The organism is Pseudomonas sp. PsB (assembly GCF_043658375.1).
GTDB lineage: Bacteria > Pseudomonadota > Gammaproteobacteria > Pseudomonadales > Pseudomonadaceae > Aquipseudomonas > Aquipseudomonas putida_Z.
In genome coordinates this window covers 1-21,059 of record NZ_JBIGLU010000043.1, presented here as the reverse complement: position 1 = coordinate 21,059, position 21,059 = coordinate 1, and the positions used below count along the sequence as shown (strand labels likewise).

General features: G+C 63.8%; 21 protein-coding genes. 5 read left to right on the top strand and 16 right to left on the bottom strand.

Features of this window, described 5'->3' with window-relative positions:
• Position 1: 1 nt before the first annotated feature.
• Positions 2-580 (bottom strand): alpha/beta hydrolase, encoded by a 579-nt coding sequence (locus ACGLHT_RS26955; protein WP_274120525.1) that lies wholly within the window; start codon positions 578-580, stop codon positions 2-4.
• Positions 581-887: 307 nt separating this feature from the next.
• On the opposite strand from ACGLHT_RS26955, the gene ACGLHT_RS26950 reads away from it, so the two are divergent.
• Entirely contained in the window at positions 888-1,916 is a 1,029-nt protein-coding gene (locus tag ACGLHT_RS26950; protein WP_137163850.1) for an AraC family transcriptional regulator, read from the top strand.
• A gap of 262 nt (positions 1,917-2,178) precedes the next feature.
• On the opposite strand, the gene ACGLHT_RS26945 is transcribed toward ACGLHT_RS26950, so the two are convergent.
• From ACGLHT_RS26945 to ACGLHT_RS26915, 7 genes are all read right to left on the bottom strand, one after another.
• Positions 2,179-3,195, bottom strand: a complete 1,017-nt coding sequence (locus ACGLHT_RS26945) for a YeiH family protein (RefSeq protein ID WP_137163849.1) — start codon at positions 3,193-3,195, stop codon at positions 2,179-2,181.
• Positions 3,192-3,518, bottom strand: a complete 327-nt coding sequence (locus ACGLHT_RS26940; protein WP_013972534.1) for a Rieske 2Fe-2S domain-containing protein — start codon at positions 3,516-3,518, stop codon at positions 3,192-3,194. The genes ACGLHT_RS26945 and ACGLHT_RS26940 overlap by 4 nt, the downstream gene beginning before the upstream one ends.
• Complete coding sequence (locus tag ACGLHT_RS26935) at positions 3,515-4,168, bottom strand: DsbA family protein (protein ID WP_137163847.1); 654 nt, start codon at positions 4,166-4,168, stop codon at positions 3,515-3,517. The genes ACGLHT_RS26940 and ACGLHT_RS26935 overlap by 4 nt, the downstream gene beginning before the upstream one ends.
• Positions 4,165-5,481, bottom strand: coding sequence for an MFS transporter (locus tag ACGLHT_RS26930; RefSeq protein WP_137163846.1), 1,317 nt, complete (start codon positions 5,479-5,481; stop codon positions 4,165-4,167). Before ACGLHT_RS26930 ends, ACGLHT_RS26935 begins: the two co-directional genes overlap by 4 nt.
• A 194-nt stretch (positions 5,482-5,675) precedes the next feature.
• Positions 5,676-6,725 carry a 3-keto-5-aminohexanoate cleavage protein gene (locus ACGLHT_RS26925; protein WP_039613499.1) on the bottom strand — a complete coding sequence of 350 codons (1,050 nt, stop codon included), beginning with the start codon at positions 6,723-6,725 and terminating at the stop codon, positions 5,676-5,678.
• Positions 6,726-6,779: 54 nt separating this feature from the next.
• Positions 6,780-7,628 carry a TauD/TfdA family dioxygenase gene (locus ACGLHT_RS26920; RefSeq protein ID WP_013972530.1) on the bottom strand — a complete coding sequence of 283 codons (849 nt, stop codon included), beginning with the start codon at positions 7,626-7,628 and terminating at the stop codon, positions 6,780-6,782.
• 13 nt (positions 7,629-7,641) lie between these two features.
• Positions 7,642-8,622 carry a quinone oxidoreductase gene (locus ACGLHT_RS26915; protein WP_013972529.1) on the bottom strand — a complete coding sequence of 327 codons (981 nt, stop codon included), beginning with the start codon at positions 8,620-8,622 and terminating at the stop codon, positions 7,642-7,644.
• A 229-nt stretch (positions 8,623-8,851) separates the two neighbouring features.
• Here ACGLHT_RS26915 and ACGLHT_RS26910 point away from each other — a divergent pair, with 229 nt between their 5' ends.
• The gene (locus ACGLHT_RS26910; RefSeq protein WP_025338990.1) at positions 8,852-9,058 is read left to right on the top strand and encodes a hypothetical protein; all 207 of its coding nucleotides are present in this window, start codon (positions 8,852-8,854) and stop codon (positions 9,056-9,058) included.
• 274 nt (positions 9,059-9,332) lie between these two features.
• Positions 9,333-9,689, top strand: a complete 357-nt coding sequence (gene osmE, locus ACGLHT_RS26905; RefSeq protein ID WP_137163844.1) for an osmotically-inducible lipoprotein OsmE — start codon at positions 9,333-9,335, stop codon at positions 9,687-9,689.
• Position 9,690: 1 nt separating this feature from the next.
• Here osmE and ACGLHT_RS26900 read toward each other — a convergent pair whose 3' ends face one another.
• On the bottom strand, positions 9,691-10,050 hold the full coding sequence (locus ACGLHT_RS26900; protein WP_137163843.1) for a hypothetical protein: 360 nt from the start codon (positions 10,048-10,050) through the stop codon (positions 9,691-9,693).
• Between the two features lie 134 nt (positions 10,051-10,184).
• Here ACGLHT_RS26900 and ACGLHT_RS26895 point away from each other — a divergent pair, with 134 nt between their 5' ends.
• Complete coding sequence (locus tag ACGLHT_RS26895; protein ID WP_137164798.1) at positions 10,185-10,385, top strand: hypothetical protein; 201 nt, start codon at positions 10,185-10,187, stop codon at positions 10,383-10,385.
• Positions 10,386-10,691: 306 nt separating this feature from the next.
• Here the strand turns inward: ACGLHT_RS26895 and ACGLHT_RS26890 are convergent, their stop codons facing one another.
• The 3 genes from ACGLHT_RS26890 to ACGLHT_RS26880 all read right to left on the bottom strand — a co-directional run bounded on the left by ACGLHT_RS26890 (position 10,692) and on the right by ACGLHT_RS26880 (position 13,081).
• Positions 10,692-11,114 carry an anti-virulence regulator CigR family protein gene (locus tag ACGLHT_RS26890; RefSeq protein ID WP_013972524.1) on the bottom strand — a complete coding sequence of 141 codons (423 nt, stop codon included), beginning with the start codon at positions 11,112-11,114 and terminating at the stop codon, positions 10,692-10,694.
• A 257-nt stretch (positions 11,115-11,371) separates the two neighbouring features.
• Positions 11,372-12,640, bottom strand: a complete 1,269-nt coding sequence (locus ACGLHT_RS26885; protein WP_085591144.1) for a cation:dicarboxylate symporter family transporter — start codon at positions 12,638-12,640, stop codon at positions 11,372-11,374.
• Between the two features lie 27 nt (positions 12,641-12,667).
• Positions 12,668-13,081: a VOC family protein gene (locus ACGLHT_RS26880; RefSeq protein ID WP_137163842.1), complete on the bottom strand. Its 414-nt coding sequence runs from the start codon at positions 13,079-13,081 to the stop codon at positions 12,668-12,670.
• 90 nt (positions 13,082-13,171) lie between these two features.
• Between ACGLHT_RS26880 and ACGLHT_RS26875 the strand changes: the two genes are divergently transcribed.
• Positions 13,172-14,029, top strand: a complete 858-nt coding sequence (locus ACGLHT_RS26875) for a LysR family transcriptional regulator (RefSeq protein WP_274120524.1) — start codon at positions 13,172-13,174, stop codon at positions 14,027-14,029.
• Positions 14,030-14,038: 9 nt separating this feature from the next.
• Here ACGLHT_RS26875 and ACGLHT_RS26870 read toward each other — a convergent pair whose 3' ends face one another.
• The 4 genes from ACGLHT_RS26870 to ACGLHT_RS26855 form a co-directional block, all read right to left on the bottom strand.
• Complete coding sequence (locus tag ACGLHT_RS26870) at positions 14,039-15,226, bottom strand: HlyD family efflux transporter periplasmic adaptor subunit (RefSeq protein WP_025338981.1); 1,188 nt, start codon at positions 15,224-15,226, stop codon at positions 14,039-14,041.
• Positions 15,216-17,378 carry a type I secretion system permease/ATPase gene (locus tag ACGLHT_RS26865; protein WP_274120523.1) on the bottom strand — a complete coding sequence of 721 codons (2,163 nt, stop codon included), beginning with the start codon at positions 17,376-17,378 and terminating at the stop codon, positions 15,216-15,218. The genes ACGLHT_RS26870 and ACGLHT_RS26865 overlap by 11 nt, the downstream gene beginning before the upstream one ends.
• The gene (locus ACGLHT_RS26860) at positions 17,368-18,639 is read right to left on the bottom strand and encodes a TolC family protein (protein ID WP_274120522.1); all 1,272 of its coding nucleotides are present in this window, start codon (positions 18,637-18,639) and stop codon (positions 17,368-17,370) included. Before ACGLHT_RS26860 ends, ACGLHT_RS26865 begins: the two co-directional genes overlap by 11 nt.
• Positions 18,639-21,059: Ig-like domain-containing protein (locus ACGLHT_RS26855; RefSeq protein ID WP_394520713.1), on the bottom strand; the 2,421-nt coding region annotated here is incomplete at its 5' end. The genes ACGLHT_RS26855 and ACGLHT_RS26860, both read right to left, overlap by 1 nt.

The following is a 21,059-nucleotide window of genomic DNA, read 5'->3' as shown; positions in this document are numbered from 1 at the left end:
GCTATTGCAGGTTGGGCTGGTCCAGTCGCTGGATGAACGCCTCGGCCTGCGGCCAAGGGCCGAAGCCGGAGGCCGGGTTGAGGTGGCCGACGGCCCCCAGTGCAACCAGTTCGCTACCCCAGCCTTCGGCCAGGGTGCTGGCCGCGGCAAAGCTGGCCAGGTGGTCGTTGCTGCTGGCCGCGACAATGCTGGGGAACGGCAGCGGCTGCTGGGGCAATGGCGACCAGCCGTGCTCGGCCAGGCTGGCCGGGCTTGGGTAGTGGGCCGGCCATGGCGCGTTCAGGTCGGGCGGCGCCGCCAGCAATGCACCCTTGATCGGCCGCCGGTAGCGCGCCGCCCAGTGGGCGACCATCAGCACGCCAGCGCTGTGCGCTACCAGGATCACTTCACCATCGATCTGGTCCAGTTCGCGCTGGATCGCCTCGACCCGGGCCGTGCAGCTCAGGCCGTCGACTTGCAGTGGCGGTACGCTGCGCACCTTGGCCAGGCGGCCTGCGAGCAGGGTCTGCCAGTGTTCGGCGACATGGTCGCGCAGGCCGGGGACGATCAGCACGGTGGCAGTGGTTTGCAGTTTTTCCACGGTGAACCTCGTGTGCGGTGTAGCTCTTGAGGTTCACAGTAAACAGCCCACCCACCGGGTGCTTCACATTGGGCGTCAGGGGCTTTTCATTTGATGACAATGGCCAAGACAGGGCTTTGCTTTTCAATTCATGACACGCAGGCTATAAAACCAATCAGCCGCTCGCTTTTTGTAGGAGCAGCCTTGTGCTGCGAAGAGGCCCTAAAGGCCATAACAGTGATGTCGGTCGTACCGGCCTCTTCGCAGCACAAGGCTGCTCCTACAAAAAAGCAGCAGTTAGCCTGGAAAACATGGATAACAACAAAAAATGCCTGCCCTAGTCCGTGCCGCCAGCTTGACCAATTACCTTGAGGTGTCCCGCCACCTGGGGCTCAATCCCCATGCACTGTTGGCACAGGTTGGCCTCAGCGCCGCGTTGCTCGATGACCCCAACCGGCGTATCCCGGTTGCCAGCGTCATTACCTTGCTGGAAGCCTCCGCCAGCACCACCCGTTGCGAAAGTTTCGGCCTGCGCATGGCCGAGTTGCGGCAACTGTCGGACTTCGGCGAAATCAGCCTGCTGCTCAGCCACCAACGCACCCTGCGTGATGCGCTGCAGGTAATCGTGCAGTACCGTCACCTGCTCAATGACGCCCTGGCCATTCATATCGAGGAAGCCGGCAAGACCGTGGTCATCCGTGAGGAGGTGATCAACGAACGCGCGCCCTGCAGCCGCCAGGCCACCGAGCTGGCGATCGGCGTGATGATGCGCCTGTGCGCGGCGCTGCTAGGTGCGCATTGGCACCCGATCAGCGCCAACTTCACCCACGCGCCTCCCGCCGACCTGGCCACCCATCGGCGCATTTTCGGCTGCACGCTGGTGTTCGGCAGCGAGTTCAACGGTATCGTCTGCCCGGCCGCCGACCTCGACAGCGCCAGCCCGCAGGCCAACGAGGCCATGGCGCGCCTGGCGCAGCGCTATCTGGACAGCCTGCCGGCGGGCGGCACGCCGTCCCTGGAGCTGGAGTTGCGCAAGACCATCTACCTGCTGCTGCCCATGGGCCGCGCCACCATCGAGCAGGTGGCACAGACCCAGGGCATGAACGTGCGCACCCTGCAGCGGCGCCTGGAAGAAAGCGGGTTGACCTTCAAGGACCTGATCAACAGCGTGCGCCGTGACCTGGTGATGCGCTACCTGGAAAACCCCGGCTATTCGCTGGGGCGTATCGCCGACATGCTGGGTTATTCGATGCCCAGCTCGTTCACCCGCTGGTTCATCGCCCAGTTCGGCATGCCGCCGGCTAGTTGGCGGGCACAGAATTTTGATCAGATCGCGTCAGGGCCGCCAGGCGCCTGAGCTTAGATTTGCGGTGCCTGTGAGATCGAGCGCCGCCCGCGCGGCGCTTCGCAGCACAAGGCTGCTCCTACATCTGTTTCGGGCCAGTTATTCCTGAGGCAGACGCGCGCGGGCCCTTGGTGCCCACCTCGATATTGTGCCGGGCAAACAAGGCGGTCGCGTGCATTGGAACAGGCGTTATTGGCCCGAAACAGATGTAGGAGCAGCCTTGTGCTGCGAAGCGCCGCGCGGGCGGCGCTCGATCTCACAGGCGCCACACATCTCAAGCCGAACCCACCCAATTCATCAACGCCAGCACCAAAAGCACAAGAAACACGCTCTCCCCCACCATCAGCGCAATGGGTTTCAGCCCGACCGCGGCCAGCGCCTTGAGTTGGGTTTTCATGCCCAGGGCACTGATCGCCACCACCAGGCAGCCGCGCGACAGGTCGTTGATACCGGCTTGCACCGCGGTGGGTACCCAGCCTGTGCTGTTGACGCACGCCAGCAGCAGGAAGCCGACCGCGAACCATGGCAGCAAGGGCGGCCGCTGGCCACCGGCCTTGAGGCCCTGGCGCCGGGTGATCATGGCCGCGCAGACAATGACCGGCAACAGCATGGCCACCCGCATCAGCTTGACCACCGTGGCGATGTCGCCGGTCTCGGTAGACATGCTGTAGCCCGCCCCCACCACCTGCGCCACGTCGTGGATGGTCGCACCGAGGAAGACCCCGGCCTGCGCCGGGGACAGGTGCAGCCACTGGGCAATCATCGGGTAGAGGATCATCGCCAGGGTCGACAGCGCCGACACGCCGATCACGGTGAACAGCGTTGCATGCTCCTTGCGCGGGTGCTGTGGCAAGGCAGCTGCCAGCGCCAGCGCCGCCGAGGCACCGCAAATGGCCGTGGCACCGCCGGTAAGCATGCCGAACAGCCGTGAAAACCCCAGCACCTTGGCCACCACCACCGAGACCAGGATGGTCACCACCACCAGGGTCACGACCAGGGCCACGGGCTTCCAGCCGAGGCTGGCGATCTGGTCCAGGGTGATGCGCATGCCAAGCAGCGCCACGCCCAGGCGCAGTACCGTGCGGGCGGTGAACTCGATACCGGCCTTGCAGGGGCCGTCGACCGCGAGAAAGTTCAGCGCCATCCCCAATAGCAAGGCAAACAGCATGACCGGGGCCGCGTAATGCTCACCGAGGAAACTGGCGGCCGCGCCGACGACAAGGCTGACCACCACCCCCGGGGCGAGGGTGCGGATACGCTGATGGGTAGCGCCAAGTGCCAGTGTATTCATTGCCCCGCCTCCTCACTGTCAAACACGATGTAGACCTGCCCGCCCTGCTGCTCGACCGGGTAGCTGGCAACCTTCAAGGCCCTGGAATTGACCAGGTAGCCGCTGGCCAGGTCGAAGCGCAGGCCATGCGCGCAGCACTGGATGACACGGCCTTCCAGCCGCCCGCCGCACAACGACGCGCCCTGGTGCGGGCAGCTGTCGTCGATGGCATAGAGCGAGTCGGCAACGTTGAACAGCGCCACGCTGCGCCCTTCGCAGGCCAACAGCACACGGCCGTCACGTTCCGGCACCTGATGGGGGGCCAATGCAATGCGCCGGGTCATGCCCTCTCAACCTCTTGCAGCGCTTCGGTCATGGCCGCATACAGCACCTCGGCAGGCTGTGCACCCGCAACGAGCGGCCCCTGATTGAAACGGAAACGCGGCACGGCACTGCCAGCGCGCCCGGCCCCATCGAGGAACGGGCTGCCGTCGTCACGCAGGCAGTCGACTACCTGCGCGGCATCCAGCCCGCAACACTGTGCGACGTCGAGCAAGGTGCGGCTATCCCCCAGGTCGCGGCCCTGGTGGAAATAGGCGATGAACAGCTGCGCCAGCAAGGCTTCCAGTTGCGCTGCTTCGAGCAACTGGGCAGCCCGCTGCAGCAGCCGATGGGCATTGCCGGTGTTGGGCATGCGGCGGATACGCGAGAAGTCGATGTCCTCGCCTACCACACGGGCAGCGCCGCGCACCTGGGCCTGGCGCTCGCGTACCGCCTCCTCGCTTCCCAGGCGTTGCAGATAGAAGGCATGGAACGGCACGCCAGCGGCGGGCAAGCCAGGCAACAACTGCACACCTCGCCATTGCAGTTGTACCTGCACTTGCGGCTGTTCGCGCTGCAACAGCAACAGGGCGGCCTGCAGGTGCCGCTGGCCAATCAGGCACCACGGGCAGACGAAATCGAAGAACACTTCGACGGACAACAGCTGTTTCACGGTTTCAACTCCCGGGGTGCGTCGGCAGCGTCGTGTGCCGGTGCGTGCAGACGATCCATGTCGCGGTGGTAATGACGTTTGGCGAGGAAAAACACCGCCGCTGCGCCGATGCTCATCAGCGGCACCAGCTGGAAGGCGGCATGCAGGCCGACCAGGTCGGAAACGCGCCCGGTGATCAGCGGCCCGGTGGCCAGGCCCAACAGGTTGTTGGCCAGGGTCAGGGTGGCAAACGCGGTGCCGTGCACCGAGGCGTGGGTGAGGTTGGCGACCATGGCACTGGATGGGCCGTTGGTCCCGGCGGCGATCATCATGCCCAGGCAGATCAGCACCAGTTGGGCGGTGCCGGCTGGCAGCGCGAAAGCGAGGGACAACAGCGCGCAGCTGCCCAGGCAGTAGGCGATGGCCAGGCTGATCTTGCGGTCCGGGCGCTGCCGCCCGAGGCGGTCGCAGAGCATGGCGCAGAGGATCATGCCGATGCCGCTGCACAGCACGATGACTGCCGCAATAGCCCCGGCGCGGTCGGTGCCCATGGCGTAATAGCGGTTCAGGTAGCTGGGCATCCACACGATCACGGTGCCGCCGACGAACAGCTGCAGCCCGCTGCCGACGTAGGCCGCGATGACCGAACGGCTGCTGTACAGGGTGCGCAGCGGGCGGCCGGCCTTGCCTTGCGACTGCTGCACGCATTTAGGCGCAATACGCGCCTCCTTGACGATCAGCGGGTACAGCATCGCCAGCACCAGGCCGAACAGCGCCATGCCGGCGAATGCCCAGCGCCAGCCCAGGTGCTGGGCCAGTACACCGCCCATGGCCATGCCCAGCACCGAGCCGAACATGCCACCGGCCATAAACGCGCCGGCCAGGGTCGAGCGCATGTCGCGGGGGAACACGGCGACCACCACGGCGATGCCGACACTGCCGTAGGCCGCCTCGCCTACCCCCACCAGAAACCGCGCGACGAACATTTGCGGGTAGTTTTCCGCCAGGGCGCAGCCGAGGGTGGCCAGGCTCCACAGTACAGCCATCAGCACCAGGCTGCGCACCCGGCCGAAGCGGTCGGCCAGCAGCGACAGCGGGAAGGTCAGCAGACCGACCATCAGCGCGACGATACCGCTGAGCAGGCCGAGCTGGCTGTCGCTCAATGCCCATTCGCCCTTGAGCAGCGGGAACACCGCATTGAGCACCTGGCGCGACATGTAGTCGGAGATCAACAGCCCAAAGGTCAGGGCGAAGACCACCCAGGCATAGCGCCGGGGGACGCTGTGGGCGGTGTCGGTGCCGGAATCTTCGGCACTGGCGAGATAGGTGGCCATGTTGCCTCCTTGGGGTGATGTGGGTTTTTCTTGTTCTTATGCATTGGCACGCCCCCTGTAGGAGCGGCCTTGTGTCGCGATGGGCCGCAAAGCGGCCCCCGAGTGAAGCGTCAACTCAACTATTGCCGGGGCTGCTGTGCAGCCCTGTCGCGACACAAGGCCGCTCCTACAAAGGCCAGCGCAGGCCAGTGAAGTCAGCGCTGCGGCACGCCCTTCACGCCCGGCTGGCGATTCGGCGCCATGCCGTTGGCCTCGAGGGTCTGCTCGATGCTGTCGTACTGCTGCCCGATGCGGTAAATGGCGCGTGCTTCCTTGCCGCTGGCAATCTCGCGGCCCAGCTCATGGGCCACACGCACGGTCTGCTGGATCTGCTGCACCGAGGTGAAGCGCTTGCCATGCTGGTCGATGATGGTGTCTTCGTTGCCGCAGCGTGGGTGCAGGCCCATGGCCAGGGCCATGGTGTTGAACGGCAGCACGTTCTTCAGCAACGATTCGGCGGTCAGGGTGCAACCGTCCGGCGCGCGGTGGATGAAGTTGAAGAAGTTGAACGGGTTGGGGCCGTCGAAACCGCCGCCAATGCCGATCCAGGTCAGGTTCAGCGGGCCCATGTAGTCACCACGGCGGACGATGCGCTCGAGTGTCTCCAGGGCATGCATGCCGGTCAGCTGGAAATGCGGCTGGATGTTGCTGGCCTGCAGGCGGCGCAGGTGCTCGCGGACCCAGGCCGGGCCGGCCGGCACAGTCATCTCGCTATAGGCGGCATGAATCGCCGGGCTGGCCAGCGAGGTACCTTCCAGGTACTCGGGGTACAGCAACTCCATGATGTTCATCTGCGTGGTGTTGATGGCCACGGTCACCTGGTCGGGGCGCGGCGTCAGCTCGGCGAGCATGTGCCGGGTGTCGTCCGACAGCCACTTGGCCGCCTCGCCTTCGCTTTCCGGGGCAAAGGAAATCGATCCGCCAACCTGGATGATCATGTCCGGCACCGCTTCGCGCACCCCGGCGATCAGCTCGTTGAACTTGGACAGGCGCTTGGAGCCCTTGCCGTCCAGTTCGCGCACGTGCAGGTGCAGTACGGTGGCACCTGCATCAAAGCAGTCGACGGCCTTCTGCACCTGCTCGTCCATGGTCAGGGGAATGTCTTCAGGGAAATCTTCGGGCATCCACTCCGGGCCATAGGGGGCCACGGTGATCACCACCTTTTCCATGTTTTCCGGGTGCAACGAATCGTCGAAGAATTGCATGCTGTAGTCCTCGCTATTGTTATTGTGCGGTTGCCGCCAGCGACGGCGACGAACTCAGAACGTGGGGCTGCCCTTGATCCCGGCGCGCTCCATCTTGCGGTGGCACGGCGGGTAGTCCATGACGGCGTAGTGCTGGGTGCTACGGTTGTCCCAGATCGCCACGCTGTTGGGCTTCCAGCGCCAGCGCACCTGGTACTCCGGCAGGTAGGCCTGGCTGATCAGGTAACGCAGCAGGTCGCTGGCACCGGGGTTGGCGTCCTGCCCGAAGCGCACCCGCTGCGGGGTGTGGTAGTTGCTGAAATGGGTGGTGAAGGCGTTGACGAACAGCACCTGCTCGCCGGTTTCCGGGTGGGTGCGCACCACCGGGTGCTCGGCATCGGGGAACTGTGCCTTCAGCGCCAGGCGCTTTTCCAGCGGCATGGCGGCGCCAAAGCTGGCCTCGATGCTGTGACGGGCGCGCAGTCCTTCGATCTTGGCCTTCACATCGCCTGGCAGGTTTTCATAGGCCAGCACCATGTTCGCCCACATCGTGTCGCCGCCCACGGGCGGGCATTCGATGCAGCGCAGCACACAGCCCATCGGCGGGGCCTCGCGCCAGGTGGCGTCGGTGTGCCAGGCATTTTCATAGCGGTCGTTGGGCTGGTCCGGGCGCTTGTAGATCTGTACCAGGCCCGGATGCTCCGGGTCGCTGCCGGCCACCGGGTGGTCCTCCAGGTCGCCGAAGCGGCGGGCGAACGCCACGTGTTCGGCGCGGCTGAAGTGCTGGTCGCGCAGGAACAGCACACGGTGCCGGAGCAACTGCGCGCGAAGCTGGGCGAACAGGTCGTCGTCGTGGATCGCGTCGGCCAGGTTGACCCCACTTACCTCGGCACCGATCGCGCAGGTCAGTTGTTCGATGTGCATGCTGTTGCCCTCTTCAGATGACGAAGATCGACGAGCCGGTGGTCTTGCGCGCTTCCAGGTCACGGTGGGCCTGGACGGCATCCTGCAGTGCGTAGTGCTGGTTGATCTCGATACGGATGCGCCCGCTGCCGACGTGATCGAACAGCTCGCCGGCCAGGTCGGCCTTTTCCGCCGGGTCGGCGATGAAGTCGGCCAGTGCCGGGCGGGTGAGCTGCAACGAGCCCTTGATCGCCAGCAACTGCGGGTCGAACGGCGGGATGGTGCCTGACGCCGTGCCGACGCAAACCATCAGGCCGCGGCGCTTGAGCGAATCGAGCGAGCCCATGAAGGTGTTCTTGCCAACGCTGTCGAACACCACGTTCACCCCTACCCCGTCGGTCAGCTCACGCACGCGCGTGGCAACGTCCTCGACGCTGTAGTTGATGACGTGGTTGCAGCCATGGGCGCGAGCCACTTCAGCCTTGGCCTCGGTGGACACCGTGCCGATCACGTTCAGCCCCAGCAGCTGCGCCCACTGCGCGACGATCAGGCCGACCCCGCCAGCGGCAGCATGCAGCAGCACGCTGTCGCCGGGTTTGAAGTCATGCAGCCGACGCAGCAGGTAGGCGGAGGTCAGGCCGCGCATGGTCATGGCGGCGGCGGTTTCGAAGGCGATGGTATCCGGCAGCTTGATCAGCGCGGCGGCAGGGATCAGGCGCTCGGTGCAATAAGCGCCCAGGGTGTTGAGGAAGCCGGTGTAGGTGACCCGGTCACCCACCGCCACCTGGGTCACGCCCTCGCCCAGCGCCTCGACCACGCCGGCCGCTTCCACGCCGATGCCATTGGGCAGCGGGATCGGGTAGGTGCCGTTGCGGAAATAGGTATCGGCGTAGTTCAGGCCCACCGCCACCTGGCGCAAGCGCACCTGCCCCGGGCCGGGCTCGCCGACCTCGGCGTCCTCGTAGCGCAGCACCTCGGGGCCACCGGTCTGATGGAAACGTACGACTTTGGACATGCTTGTCTCTCCAATCATCGATCTGGACGCATGGCGTCAGTTCTGGGTGATTGGACTGTATGCCCTTGGTGTGCGGGGTGCTTCGCATCGGACGACAGCGGGTTTTCATTTGATGACAGGACGGGCGTCGACCTGCCGATCACGAAAACCGTTTTTTATTCATGAGTCTCCTTGATGGTTATCCATGCCCAGACTAATACTTAAGTCTCTGCCTGGGGAGGCACGAAAAATGCAACCAAGATTCGTTATCGTTCCCGCTGTGCCGATCGAAAAGGAGTCGTTCCGCGTGGGTAGCCGCTATTACGCCGCTACCGTTTGTGGGGGTTTCGACATTTACGATAACCAAGCGAAGGAGCGGCTCAAGCCCAGTTATCCAAGCAGGACGGATGCACTGATGCAGTGCGAGCAGATGAACAAACGCGGTGATGCAGGCTGATACCCAGAATCCAGACGGCTGTGCGATCCCTGTAGGAGCGGCCTTGTGTCGCGATGGGCTGCGTAGCGGCCCCGGCAACCTGTGCATCGACGCAAGATCCGGGGGCTGCTACGCAGCCCATCGCGACACAAGGCCGCTCCTACAGGGGGCACGTGTTCGTGACAGGAGTATGATGGAAAGCCGAGCGGATTGATGGTGTGATCGCAGAGCCAGGGGTCGCACATTCGCGCGGGGAGCACCTGCCTTCATCGGCGTCCTCTACCGGAGCACTGCCATGAACAAACCCTTTCACGCGCTGATCCTTGCACTGGCAGCGCTTTCTGCCTGCTCGTCCAATTCCGCGCTGTACCACGACCAGCCGCTGGTGGCGAAAGTCGCCAACGGCATGAGCAGAGACCAGGTCATGCAGATCGGCGGCAAGCCCGCTGCCGAGACCGAACGCACCGTGGTGCCCGGCACCTGCTTCGACTACATGCTGACCAAGGCCGACAACCGGCAACCCTACAGCGTGAGTTTCGACGGCACCGGCAAAGTGGACAATACCGCTTTCATGACCTGCGCCGAGTGGAGCAATGCTCAGCGCAGGGCCCGCCTGCCCAGCATGGGCGGCTCTAGCGGATCGGGTTACTGAGTCAGTCCAGGCATTCCCTGGCAGCCTGGCGCAATTTGTCGCCAGACAGGAAGCTGCCCTTGTAGAAGGTCGCGCGGCTGCCCTCGCGGGAATCGACTACGTCCAGCACATCATCGGATGCCACGGCGCTGGGAGCCGTCAGCCGGTAGCCGTGGGCGATCGATTTCTGCGTGGCCTGTGGCGCCAGCGCTTGCCACTTGGGCAGTACGCAGGCGGCGTACTGCTGGGGCGATTTGTGGGTCAGTTTGCTGGCAGTGGGTTTGCCAGGGGTTGCGCAGCCGGCAAGGCCGGTGACCAGCACGGCGGCGAGAAAGATACGAAACGTAGACATTTGCAGTTGGCCATCAAGGATACGCGGCATTTTAACGGGAGTTGTATTGGCTTACCAATCAACCAAAGTCTCGCTGCACGGGCCGCAACTGATATTTCTGCCAGTGGCCTGGGTGAGTGAAGGCTGGGAAAGTGAATCTGCCAATAGCCTTCGGAGCACACACCATGCAAAGGAACACCAACAGAACGCAATTCTTCTATCAGAATGGAAAACTGATCACCCTGAGGGTTGGTGAACAAGGTCGCAGCTTTTTCCGTATTACAGATGTACCACTCGCCGAACTGCAAACGGAAGGCACGCACTCCAGCGGCTTGCTGACCACGGACGATAAGGGTTCAGTACTGAACGTGCAGGAAAAAACCTGATTTTGGAGGAACGGGCGCTATCGAGAACACCGGCGTATCCGGTATCAGCCATCGCGTCGCTTGCTTCGCGGGTGAACCCGCTCCCACAGGGTCCCCGACAACCAAAGGAATGCGCTGTCCCTGTGGGAGCGGGCGCGCCCGCGAACACCGGCGCAGCCGGTGCCAACCATCGCGTCGCCTGCTTCGCGGGCATGCCCGCTCCCACAAGAACCCCACCTGCCGAAAGAATGCGCTGTCCCTGTGGGCGCAGCCGGTGCCAACCACCGCGTCACCTGCCGGGGCGCTCGCTGACACCTGCGCCTGACGTCAATCCAGCGCGCCGTTCAACACCTCGTAGATAATCCCCGTAGCAACTGCCACCAGGATCAGGTCCGCACCCGCCTGCATCCATTCATAGCCATCGTAATGAGGCAGTTGCCCCAGCAGCCTGCCATCCAGCTTCTTGGCGATACCCGGCGGCAGCGGTTTGCCACGGGCCAGGTTCTTCTGAATGCCAGGGGGCAGCGCCGGCCCTGCGCTCCAGTAGCTGCGGTGCCCGTCAAGAATGCCAAGCACATCGCCACGGTTTATCGAGGGCCCACCATACGAGCCCCCGTGACCTTGACCATGCTGGCCCTTGTCCTTGCCGTGGCCCTGCCCTTTACCATTACCCGGGTCGGCATAAGTAAGCGCCGGCCCCACTGCCAGCGCGATCGAGGTAGCGATAACTGCCCATCGACGCTTTGCCATAGCTGTTTCCTTACACCAGAGACGTCCCAGCACTGTAGACCAAAACCCGGTTCAGGGTGAAAGTCCCCAAACCCGGGTCAGGGCTTGGCACTCCGATAGAGCATGATGGCTGCCACATCGAGTGCCAACACGGCAACGGCGAAGAGAAACATGAAGTACAGATCTTCTGGAAACATGGCCGCATCCCCAAATGGGCAGGTTTTCAGGGATGCAGCAATTCCCGTTCCAAACGCTTGGCTGAACGAGCCTCCCCTCTGCTATCGAGATGATTGCTCCGTAACCACGACATCAGCCGGCAATGTTCCGGCGCGGCTTTCCCATTTTGCGACCACGATCGGCGCCAGCGCATTGCCGAGCACGTTCAATGCCGTAACGGGCATGTCCATCAATCGATATACCCCTGCAATCAGAGCCACGCCTTCCAATGGCAAACCTGCCGCTGTCAGGGTTGCAGTCAGAATCACAAACATGAACCCGGGCACTCCGGCAGCGCCTTTGGACGTCAATACCATGATGAATACCAGCATGACCTGGTCGGCCAGGGCCAGTTCAATATTGTAGGCCTGCGCGATAAACAGTGTACCCAGGCCCGCAAACAGCGACGCGCCATCCAGATTGAATGAATAACCCAACGGGATCACCAGCGATGTGATAGCTCGCGGCACACCCCGTGCTTCGGTCTTGGCCATCAATTGCGGCATGACGGTGGCGGAACTCGCGCTGCTGAAGGCCAGTATCAGTTCATCCTTGAAGGCCTTGATGATCTCGAAGATATTCTCGCCAACAGCCCTGGCAACAAGGCCCAGCACGGCAATCGCGAAGAACAGTACCGCCACATAAGTAATGGCTATCAGCTTTGCCAGCGGCATCAGTGAATCAATCCCGAAGGTCGACACGGTGACAGCTATCAGGGCAAAGATGCCGATCGGTGAGTAGGCCATGACCATATGAGTGACCTTGAACATGGTATCCACTACCGTCTGCAGCACGGCAACCAAAGGCTGCCTCCTGGGTTCATCCAGCGTAGACAGTGCCACCCCGAACAAGATGGCGAAGAACAGTACCGACAACAGCTTCGCCTCTGCCATTGCGGCCACTACATTATCAGGAATGATGCCCAACAATACCTTGCCGAGCCCTGCCGAACCATTTTGCACCGGTGGCACTGCTTCACTCGCCGATGAAACGGCGAAACCCGCACCGGCGCCTGGCTGGAGCACGTTACCGACCAACAAGCCGAAAATGATTGCGACCCCGGTCACAACAAAGAAATAGACAAGACTCTTTGTTCCCACCCGCCCCAGGGCGCGCTTGCCAGAGCCGGCTATGCCTACCACCATGCAGGAAAACACCAGCGGCACGATGATCATTTTCATCAGTTTTATAAACGCGTCGCCCGCCGGCTGTAGCACTTGTTCGATCCACCACCCCTTGTAATCGGGAAAATGATTCAACAACACGCCAACGCATATACCGACAGCCAGGCCAATTGCAATTTGCGTGATTAAATTTATTTTTATTCTCACAGGACTGATCTCTGTTTTTATAAGACACTAGGAAGCAAAGACTGCACTCAAATTCTTGAACCCCTTGATTTCGATCGGGTTACCACTTGGGTCCAGGAAAAACATTGTCCTCTGCTCGCCAGGCTCACCCTCGAAACGTACAACCGGTGGAATTTCGAACTGCACGCCCAGAACTTCAAGGCGTTCAGCCAAGGCTTGCCAGCGATCCAGAGGCAATATCACCCCGATATGAGGCATCAGTACAAGGTGCGGGCCGACCTTGCCAGTGCGGCTGGTTTCAAAGGGCTTGCCCACATGCAGAGATATCTGGTGACCAAAGAACTCGAAGTCTACCCACGTATCAGTGCTACGCCCCTCGACACAGCCAAGAACCTCTTTATAGAATTTTCTTGCTTCATCCAGATCTTTGACATGATAAGCAACATGAAAGGGTGTCAACATGATGGTACTCCTCGAACGGAGCCACTATCCTCACACCGCCCGGCATTCATGTACACCAACTGACACTTGGTCTGAGCATAAGCATTACTTATGGACATTCAAAATCTGGAAAGCCTCATATCTGTTGTTGAATGCGGCTCCATTGCGGGTGCGGCAAAGAAAGCAAATGTTTCAGCCGCTGCAATAAGTTTGCGCATTCAAAACCTGGAGAAACACTTGGGCTGCACTCTCTTCAGTAGAGAGGCACACGCGATAAGGCCGACAGAAAAGCTGCTGGCATTGATTCCACGGATACGTTGCATCGTCGAGCATGCCAATCAGCTCAGGAACGACCTGAACGCCGATACGCTGACCGGGGAACTGCGCATTGGCGCCATATCAACCGCCCTCACCGGCCTTGTACCGGCAGCACTGGAGCATTTGTCATCCTCCGCGCCCGACCTCAAACTCACCATCACGCCCGGTGACTCGAAACTGCTTCATGACAAGCTGATCAATCAGGAACTGGATGCGGCCATTCTGGTGGCGCCACCCTTCAAGACAGCAAAATCGTTGAGAACGCTCACGTTGCGCAGCGAACCGCTGTGCTTGTTGGCACCTGCCGCGGCCTCCCGGGCTGAAGCGCAGGCAATGCTCGCCACCGGGCCCTATATCCGATATGCCGTGGACTCCTGGGGCGGCCTGATAACCCAGAGTTATCTGGACGACCGGGGTCTCGCGCCCAGCGTGGCTTGCGACCTGGATGCGCTCGAGGCCATCAGCCTGCTGGTGTCGCTGGGGCAAGGCGTTTCCTTGGTACCGCAATGGCCGTCATTGCTGGAGCAATCGCCAAACGCCCGGATTCTGAGCGAAGAACCCAGGTACTGCCGCGACATAGTGCTGGCCTACAGTGCCGGCCATCACCGCACGTCGGCAATCAAGCTGCTGGCATCCGTACTGATGGCCTGACACCCCAGTTCAGTACAGACGGGCCTTGATCAGCGGGCGCAGCAAGTAATTGAGCACGCTGCGCTTGCCGCTGAGGATATCCACCTCGGCAACCATGCCGGGGATGATCGGCAGCACCTCCTCGCCGCGCTTGAGCTGGCTGCCGTCAGTGCGGATCAGCACCTGGTAGTACGACTCCTTGCCATGGGGCGTGTCCTCCTCGATGGTGTCGGCGCTGATCTGCTCCAGGGTGCCCTTCAGGTCGCCATAGATGCTGAAGTCGTAGGCAGTGATCTTTACCTTGGCCGGCATGCCCGGCACCAGGAAGGCCACGTCGCGCGGCTTGATCCTGGCCTCTACCAGCAGGCGGTCCTCCACCGGGATCACTTCCATGATCGCCTCGCCGGGCTGGATCACCCCGCCACGGGTGTTGATCAGCACGGTGTTGACCCGCCCACGCACCGGCGAAACGATTCCGGTGCGGCGCAGTTGGTCCTGGCGCTGCTGGACGATCGGCTCCAGGGCACTGAGGTCGGCCTTGCGCTGTGAGCGTTCGGTATAGGCATCCTGGAAGTAGCTGCTCTTCAGCTCGGTCAGCTTGCCGTTGAGGGTAGCGATGTCCTGGCTCAGCCGCAGCGCCTCCATCTGGCTCACCGCACGCTTGGCCACCAGCGGGCGAACCAGGTCGAGCTGGCTCTGGGCCAGGCTGATCTGCCTCTGGATCGCCTGGCTACCTTCGAGCAGCTTGTCCCGCCGCGACTTGAACAGCTCGCGCTCGGAACGCGCCAGCGGCCCTTGCGGGTCGATGTCCGATGGAAACTCGATGGCCGCCTTGCCCAGCACTTCGGCGTCCAGCCGGGCGATGGCCGCGCGCAGCACGCCGGCCTGGTTGGCCGACTCCTGGAAATTGGTGAGAAAGCGCGTCTCGTCCAGGCGCAGGAGCGGCTGCCCGACCTCCACCAGGTCGCCCTCCTGCACCAGCAGACGGTCGAGAATGCCCCCTTCCAGGCTCTGGATCTTCTGGATACGGCTGAACGGCACCACCCGCCCATCGCCGCGCGTCACTTCATCGAGCTCTGCCCAGGCGGCCCAGGCGACGAACAGCAAGACGCTGCCGAGCAGGGTCCAGAGCAGCGGGCGATAGACCGGGTGAGTGGTCGCCAGCAAGGGGTCGGCCAGTTGCCGGCGCAGCACTACAGAACTTTTTTCAGCTGCCATGGCCGGCTCCTTCGGCGACCTGCGGCGCCTGCACCTGGTTGCCCAGCACCACCTGGTTCAGCGGGCCGTCCATGATCACCTGGCCGTTGCGCAGCACCACTGCACGGTCCACCAGCGCCAAGACGCTTTTCTTGTGGGTGGTGATGATCAGGGTACGGCGGCCCAGCCATTTCTGCAGGTAGTCGATGACCTGCTTCTCGCTGTTCTGGTCGAAGGCCGCGGTCGGCTCGTCGAGCAGCAGGATCGGCGGGTCCTGCAACAGTACGCGGGCCAACCCCACCGCCTGGCGCTGGCCACCGGAGAGGCTGGCGTTGCCCTGGATCGGCATGTCCAGCCCCAACGGGTGGGCGCGTACGAAAGTGCCCAGCCCCACGCCATCGAGGGCTTCCAGCAATTCCTCGTCACCCAGCGCGGCGTTGGCCAGGTTGAGGTTTTCGCGCAGGCTGCCGTGGAACAGCGCCACGTCCTGCGGCAAGTAGCCGATGCCGCGCTGGCGGTCGGCCGGGTCGAGCTGGCTCAGGGCGATATCGTCCAGCAACAGCCGGCCGGATTGCGCGTCGAGCAGGCCGCTGAGCAGCCGCAGCAGGGTCGACTTGCCGGCGCCGTTGCCGCCAAGCAGCGCCACCCGCTCGCCGGCCTGGATGTTCAGCGCCTGCACGTCGACCACCGGTGGGCTGTCGCCGTGGGCCAGGCGCAGCGCCTCCAGGCGGTAATGCCCGTGCAGCCGGTCGCGGTGCACGAAGCGCTTGCCGGCGGGCCGCTCCTGCTCGGCGGACATCAGCTGGTCGAGGCCCTCCAGCGCCACCTTGGTGTGCTGCCAGCGGCCAAGAATGGCAGCAGCCTGGGACAGCGGTGCGATGGCCCGCGAGGCAAGGATCGAACAGGCCACCAGGGCACCGACGGTCATCGCGCCGTCGCTTATCCGGTAGACGCCGAACACCACCACCCCGACATAGCACAGTTGCTGGACGATGCTCGCCGAATAGCTGAGCGTCGAGGCCAAGGCGTGGGTCTTCATTGCGGTACCGGCCAGTTCCCCGGTGAGCGTCTCCCACTGCTGGCGGCAGCGGCCTTCGGCACGCGCAGCCTTGACCGTCTCCAGGTGTTCGAAGGCTTCCAGCAGCACGCTGTTCTTCATCGCCCCCTCGCGCAGGTTCTGCCGCGACAGGTGCCCCAGCAGGCGCTGGGTCAGCAGCCCCGGCAGCAGCATCAACACGCAGGCCACCAGCGGCACCCAGACCACATGGCCACCGATCACGGCAATGATCAACAGGAAGATCACCACGAACGGCAGGTCGCTGATCAACGCGGCGCTGGACGAAGTGAAGAATTCGCGGACCGACTCGAACTCACGCACCTGGGTACTGAACGCGCCCATCGACGCCGGTTTGGCGGCGATCCGGGTGCTCAGCACACGTGCGAACAGCAGGCTCGACAACTGCAGGTCCAGGCGCTTGCCGAGAACGTTCAGCAGGTGCCCGCGAAGGATCCGCAATACCCCGTCGACGATGATCGCCAGGGCCACGCCGCTGGCGAGTATCCAGAGGGTATCGAAGGCCGCGTTGGGTACCACGCGGTCGTACACCTGCATGGCGAACAGCGCCGAGGCGACGGCCAGGACGTTGGCCACCAGGGCCGCCGCCGTTACTTCCGCATAAGAGCGCCAGAGCCGCTTGAGCGGCCCGAAGAACCAGTGCTCCGGCAGGCCGCTGGCGTAGTCGCCCACCCGCCCGTCGGGGTGGTAGCGGCACTTGGCGAACACCGCCGTGCCGCTGTAAAGCGCCTCCAGAACGGGCAGCGCCATGCACTCACGGCCGCCGTCGCTCTGCGGCACCAGCACCTCGTACTGCTCACCCTCGATGCCAACCAGCAGCAGGCTGCGGCCATCATCGAGCAACAGCAGGGCCGGCAGCAGGTAGGCGTCCATCTGCCGCAACGGCAGCTCCGCGAACCTGGCAGTGATGTCGGCGCGGCGCAGGGCGCGGGCGACCAGGCGCAGCGGCAGGCGTCCGTGCTCCAGTGCCAGGCCGTCGACCAGCTCGGCGTCGCCCAGCGGCCGGCCCAGTTGCCGGCACAGCAGCAGCAGGCCCTGGCGCAGCGGGTCGTCGTGGTTCAGGGTCACGACATTATCCGGGGATTGTTCAACTTCCATGATTCAACCGATTCTCCAGTAATGCCCCCAACAGCCCGACCTGCGCGGCCGCCCGGTACTCGATGCGCTTGCGCTCGATGTGCAGATTGATCAATTGCCGCTCGGCCTCGAAGCGTTCGCGCTGCACGTTGAGCAAGTCGATCACGTCGCGCCGGCCGACCTCGAACTGCTCGCGGTACAGCTCGCCCACCTGCTCCGACTCCGTCACCTGCTGGCTCAGCGACTGTTCCCGCCAGCGCAGGGTGTCGCCATTATCGAACAGCGTCTGCAACTGCCGGCGGATGTCACGTTGCATCGCATCGGCCGTCCATTGCGCCGACTCCAGACGCTGTTGCGCAGCGGTCGGCCGGCGGAAGTTGGAAAGCCCCTGGAAGGTATCCATGCGAAAGCGCAGCGACATCACCGAGTCGCTTTCCGGGCGACCGCCGATCTCCCGGCGCAACGCGGAGGCCTCCAGGTTCAACTGTGGCAGCAACGAAGCCTTGGCCTCGCGGACTTGCGCCTCGGCGACATTGGCGTCCTCCAACGCCTTGCGCTGCAACGGCGACTCGCGTATCACCCGCGTCATGTCGCTGGCAGCCAGGTAGCGCTGCAGCGACATCGGCTCGGGCTCCACCAGTTCGGAGGGGTCCTGGCCAACCAGGATCGCGTACTGGTTGCGCGCGTCCTGCAGGTTGCCCTTCTCCAGCGACAGCTGTTCCTGGGCACGCGCCAGTTCGAGGTTGGCGCGGTCCAGTTCGCTGCGGTCGGCGTAACCGTCGCTGCCGCGCGCCTGGGTCATCTCGCGGATGCCGTCGAGGCGCTGGATGTGCTGGCGCACCGTCTCCACCCGGCGCTCCGAGGCAAGCACATCGAGATAGGTCTCGACGATATCCAGCGCCGCATCGTCGCGCGCCACCAGCACCGCCTCGGACAGCTTGCGCCGGGTGGCACTGGCGCTGTCGACCTTGCTCGTCACCCTTCCCCAGTCATACAGCATCTGCGAGACGGTGACGTCGTAGACGACCTCGCCAACGTCGAACTCCTGCGGCCCTCCGGACATGGTGACAGAGGGGTAATAGCCACCCTTGGCGATCTCCACCTCGGTGCCCGCACGATCCGCTTCGGCCATCGCCGAACGCACCTGCGGGTGGATCGCCAACCCCGCCCGCACCGCCTGGTCAAGCGGGATGGCCGGGGCGGACAACAGCAGCCCCAGGCACAGGAGCCAGAGGGCTCCCGCGCCACGGCGCCGTCCCTTGAGCACGGACAGGCCGCGCATCAGACCACGACCTGTACCGTGTTGTCCTCGATCAGCAGGGTACTGCTGCCAAAGTTGTAGACATCGTAGGTAATGCCGTTGAGCTGCTGCGTGGTCCCGGTGTTCACGGCACCCACCACGTTGAGGGTGTCGTTGCTCTCGCCGGTGATCTGCAGGATGTTGTTACTGTCGGTGATGGCGTCGACCTCCGCGGCGGTCAGGGTCAGTACGCTCCCCGAGTCGCCCTTGCCGAGGTCGATGCGCTCGATGTTGGAGAGCGTGCCGACGCCGACAGCGTTGTAGTCAAGATCGATGCCGTCGGCCAGGATCAAGGTGTCGAAGCCCGCCCCGCCGTCGATGCTGGTGAAGTTGGTCGCAGTGATCTGGATGGCGTCGTTGCCGTCGCCGGCCACTACCTGATCGCCGGTCCCCACGTTGAAGATCAGGTCGTTGCCATCGCCTCCGTTGATGTGCTCCGAACTGCCGTTCGACCCGGACATGACATCGTCCCCGGCGGTGCCGTTGACGTCGATCTGGCCGATGTTCAGCGACAGCCCGTTAGGGGCCAGGGTGATGCCGTAGGCCGAGCTGTCGTTGCCGTTGGTGTCGGTGGCGACGATGTTGAACGAGATCTGCGAACCGAGGTTGAGGATATCGGTGATGTTCAGCCCCAACTGGGTGAGGACGGTCGGGCTCAGCAGGTTCAGCGAGAAGTTGCCCGAGCTGTCCGCCTGGATCGGCAGCAGTTCGACGTTCAGCGCCGGGGTGATGACACGGATCACCACGCTGGAGTCCGGCTCGGTGGTGCCGCTGAAACCGAACCGCGGGTTCAGCGGGTTGAGGCTGACATCGACGCCGAAGTTGCCGATGGTCACTGGCTGCTCGATGCTGCCGCCAACGCCGATGGTCGCCACATTGCTCGTGTTGCCGGCCGGATCCTCGCCGGTGACCGAGACCTGGGCGTTGAGCAACTGGTCCAGGGTAAGGTCGATGTCCAAGTCGGTGAGCAGGTTCAGCGAAGCCAGCCCGCTGTTGTCAGCTGTCACCGTAGCGGTGGCGGTGACGCCGCCGATGTCCACTTCAACCGTAAGTTCGGTTCCCGGATCGGTGGAGATGGTCAGGATGCTGCCCACCAGCGACAGCACCGGTGTTGCAGGCGGGATGGTGTCGATGGTGAACGGCACCGAGATCGAAGCAGTACCGCCATTGATGTCTGCAGTGACGGTAGAAGCGCCCTCCGGGAACGGCCCCATGCCACCGCCAGGGGGAATGGTCACGGTGACGCTGCCGGCCAGGATATCGCCGGCGGTGATGGTGTGAGTTGCCTGCGTCTCGTAGCCGTTCTGCCCGGCGAAGGCGACGGTGATCACCTGGCCGACCTGCATGGTCGGGCGGATCGTCACGTCGACCTGAATGCCGTCGCTGATCTCCGCAGCGTTGATCCAGGTGTCGGCGGCTTCCGGCACACTGATGGTCGGCGGCGCCAGGTCCGGCGCGTTGATCGTCGCCGGGCCGCTGATGTTACCGGCAGCGTCGGCGGTAACCCCGCTGATCAGCTCGCCGGTGATCAGCGGTGGCGCCAACGGCAGGCTGAAGTTACCGGCGCCGTCGACATTCACCGTGATCGGGTTGGCGGTATCGCCGTCGATCACGAGGCGTACCTGGCTGTTCGGCTCGGCGGTACCGGTCAGCAGCGCACCGTCGGCACTGATGCTCAACAGCGGTGCCGACGGCGCCACCGAGTCGACCGTGGTACTGGCCGGGCCACTGCTGTTGCCGGCGGCGTCCTCGGCCACCGCGTTGACCACCGTGCCATTGGCCAGCGGCGTGGTTGGGGTGAAGCTCCAGTCGCCACTGCCGTCGGCGGTCGTCTCGCCGATCGGGTTGCCGCCACCATCGGTGAGGATGACGGTGGCGCCGGGCTCAGCAGTACCCGTGAGGACCACACCATTGCTCGGCTCGATAGTCGGCGCGGCCGGGGCGATGGCGTCAACGGTGACGCTGCTCGGCCCGCTGGTATTGCCGGCCGGGTCCTGGGCCACGGCGTTGATCACCGTGCCGTTGGCCAGCGGTGTACCGGGCGTGAACGACCAGTTGCCACTGCCGTCGGCGGTCGTCTCACCGATCGGGTTGCCGTTGCCGTCGGTGAGGATCACCTTGGCCCCGGCTTCGGCGGTACCACTGATCTCGGTGCCGTTGCTCGGCTCGATCGTCGGCTCGCCGGGGGCTACCGCATCCACCGTGGTGCTGACTTGTGGGGTGCTGGTGTTGCCGGCGGCGTCCTGGGCCACGGCATTGATGACCGTGCCGTTGACCAGCGGCGTACCGGGCGTGAACGACCAGTTGCCGCTGCCGTCGGCAGTGGTCTGGCCGATCGGGTTGCCGCTGCCGTCGGTGAGAATCACCTTGGCCCCGGCCTCAGCGGTACCACTGATCACCAC

Coding starts and splice junctions, on each gene's coding strand:
- ACGLHT_RS26950 (WP_137163850.1), top strand. CDS start 888: ATGCCTGCCCTAGTCCGTGCCGCCAGCTTGACCAATTACCTTGAGGTG.
- ACGLHT_RS26945 (WP_137163849.1), bottom strand. CDS start 3,195: ATGAATACACTGGCACTTGGCGCTACCCATCAGCGTATCCGCACCCTC.
- ACGLHT_RS26940 (WP_013972534.1), bottom strand. CDS start 3,518: ATGACCCGGCGCATTGCATTGGCCCCCCATCAGGTGCCGGAACGTGAC.
- ACGLHT_RS26930 (WP_137163846.1), bottom strand. CDS start 5,481: ATGGCCACCTATCTCGCCAGTGCCGAAGATTCCGGCACCGACACCGCC.
- ACGLHT_RS26925 (WP_039613499.1), bottom strand. CDS start 6,725: ATGCAATTCTTCGACGATTCGTTGCACCCGGAAAACATGGAAAAGGTG.
- ACGLHT_RS26920 (WP_013972530.1), bottom strand. CDS start 7,628: ATGCACATCGAACAACTGACCTGCGCGATCGGTGCCGAGGTAAGTGGG.
- ACGLHT_RS26915 (WP_013972529.1), bottom strand. CDS start 8,622: ATGTCCAAAGTCGTACGTTTCCATCAGACCGGTGGCCCCGAGGTGCTG.
- ACGLHT_RS26910 (WP_025338990.1), top strand. CDS start 8,852: ATGCAACCAAGATTCGTTATCGTTCCCGCTGTGCCGATCGAAAAGGAG.
- osmE (WP_137163844.1), top strand. CDS start 9,333: ATGAACAAACCCTTTCACGCGCTGATCCTTGCACTGGCAGCGCTTTCT.
- ACGLHT_RS26900 (WP_137163843.1), bottom strand. CDS start 10,050: ATGCCGCGTATCCTTGATGGCCAACTGCAAATGTCTACGTTTCGTATC.
- ACGLHT_RS26895 (WP_137164798.1), top strand. CDS start 10,185: ATGCAAAGGAACACCAACAGAACGCAATTCTTCTATCAGAATGGAAAA.
- ACGLHT_RS26890 (WP_013972524.1), bottom strand. CDS start 11,114: ATGGCAAAGCGTCGATGGGCAGTTATCGCTACCTCGATCGCGCTGGCA.
- ACGLHT_RS26880 (WP_137163842.1), bottom strand. CDS start 13,081: ATGTTGACACCCTTTCATGTTGCTTATCATGTCAAAGATCTGGATGAA.
- ACGLHT_RS26875 (WP_274120524.1), top strand. CDS start 13,172: ATGGACATTCAAAATCTGGAAAGCCTCATATCTGTTGTTGAATGCGGC.
- ACGLHT_RS26870 (WP_025338981.1), bottom strand. CDS start 15,226: ATGGCAGCTGAAAAAAGTTCTGTAGTGCTGCGCCGGCAACTGGCCGAC.
- ACGLHT_RS26865 (WP_274120523.1), bottom strand. CDS start 17,378: ATGGAAGTTGAACAATCCCCGGATAATGTCGTGACCCTGAACCACGAC.
- ACGLHT_RS26860 (WP_274120522.1), bottom strand. CDS start 18,639: ATGCGCGGCCTGTCCGTGCTCAAGGGACGGCGCCGTGGCGCGGGAGCC.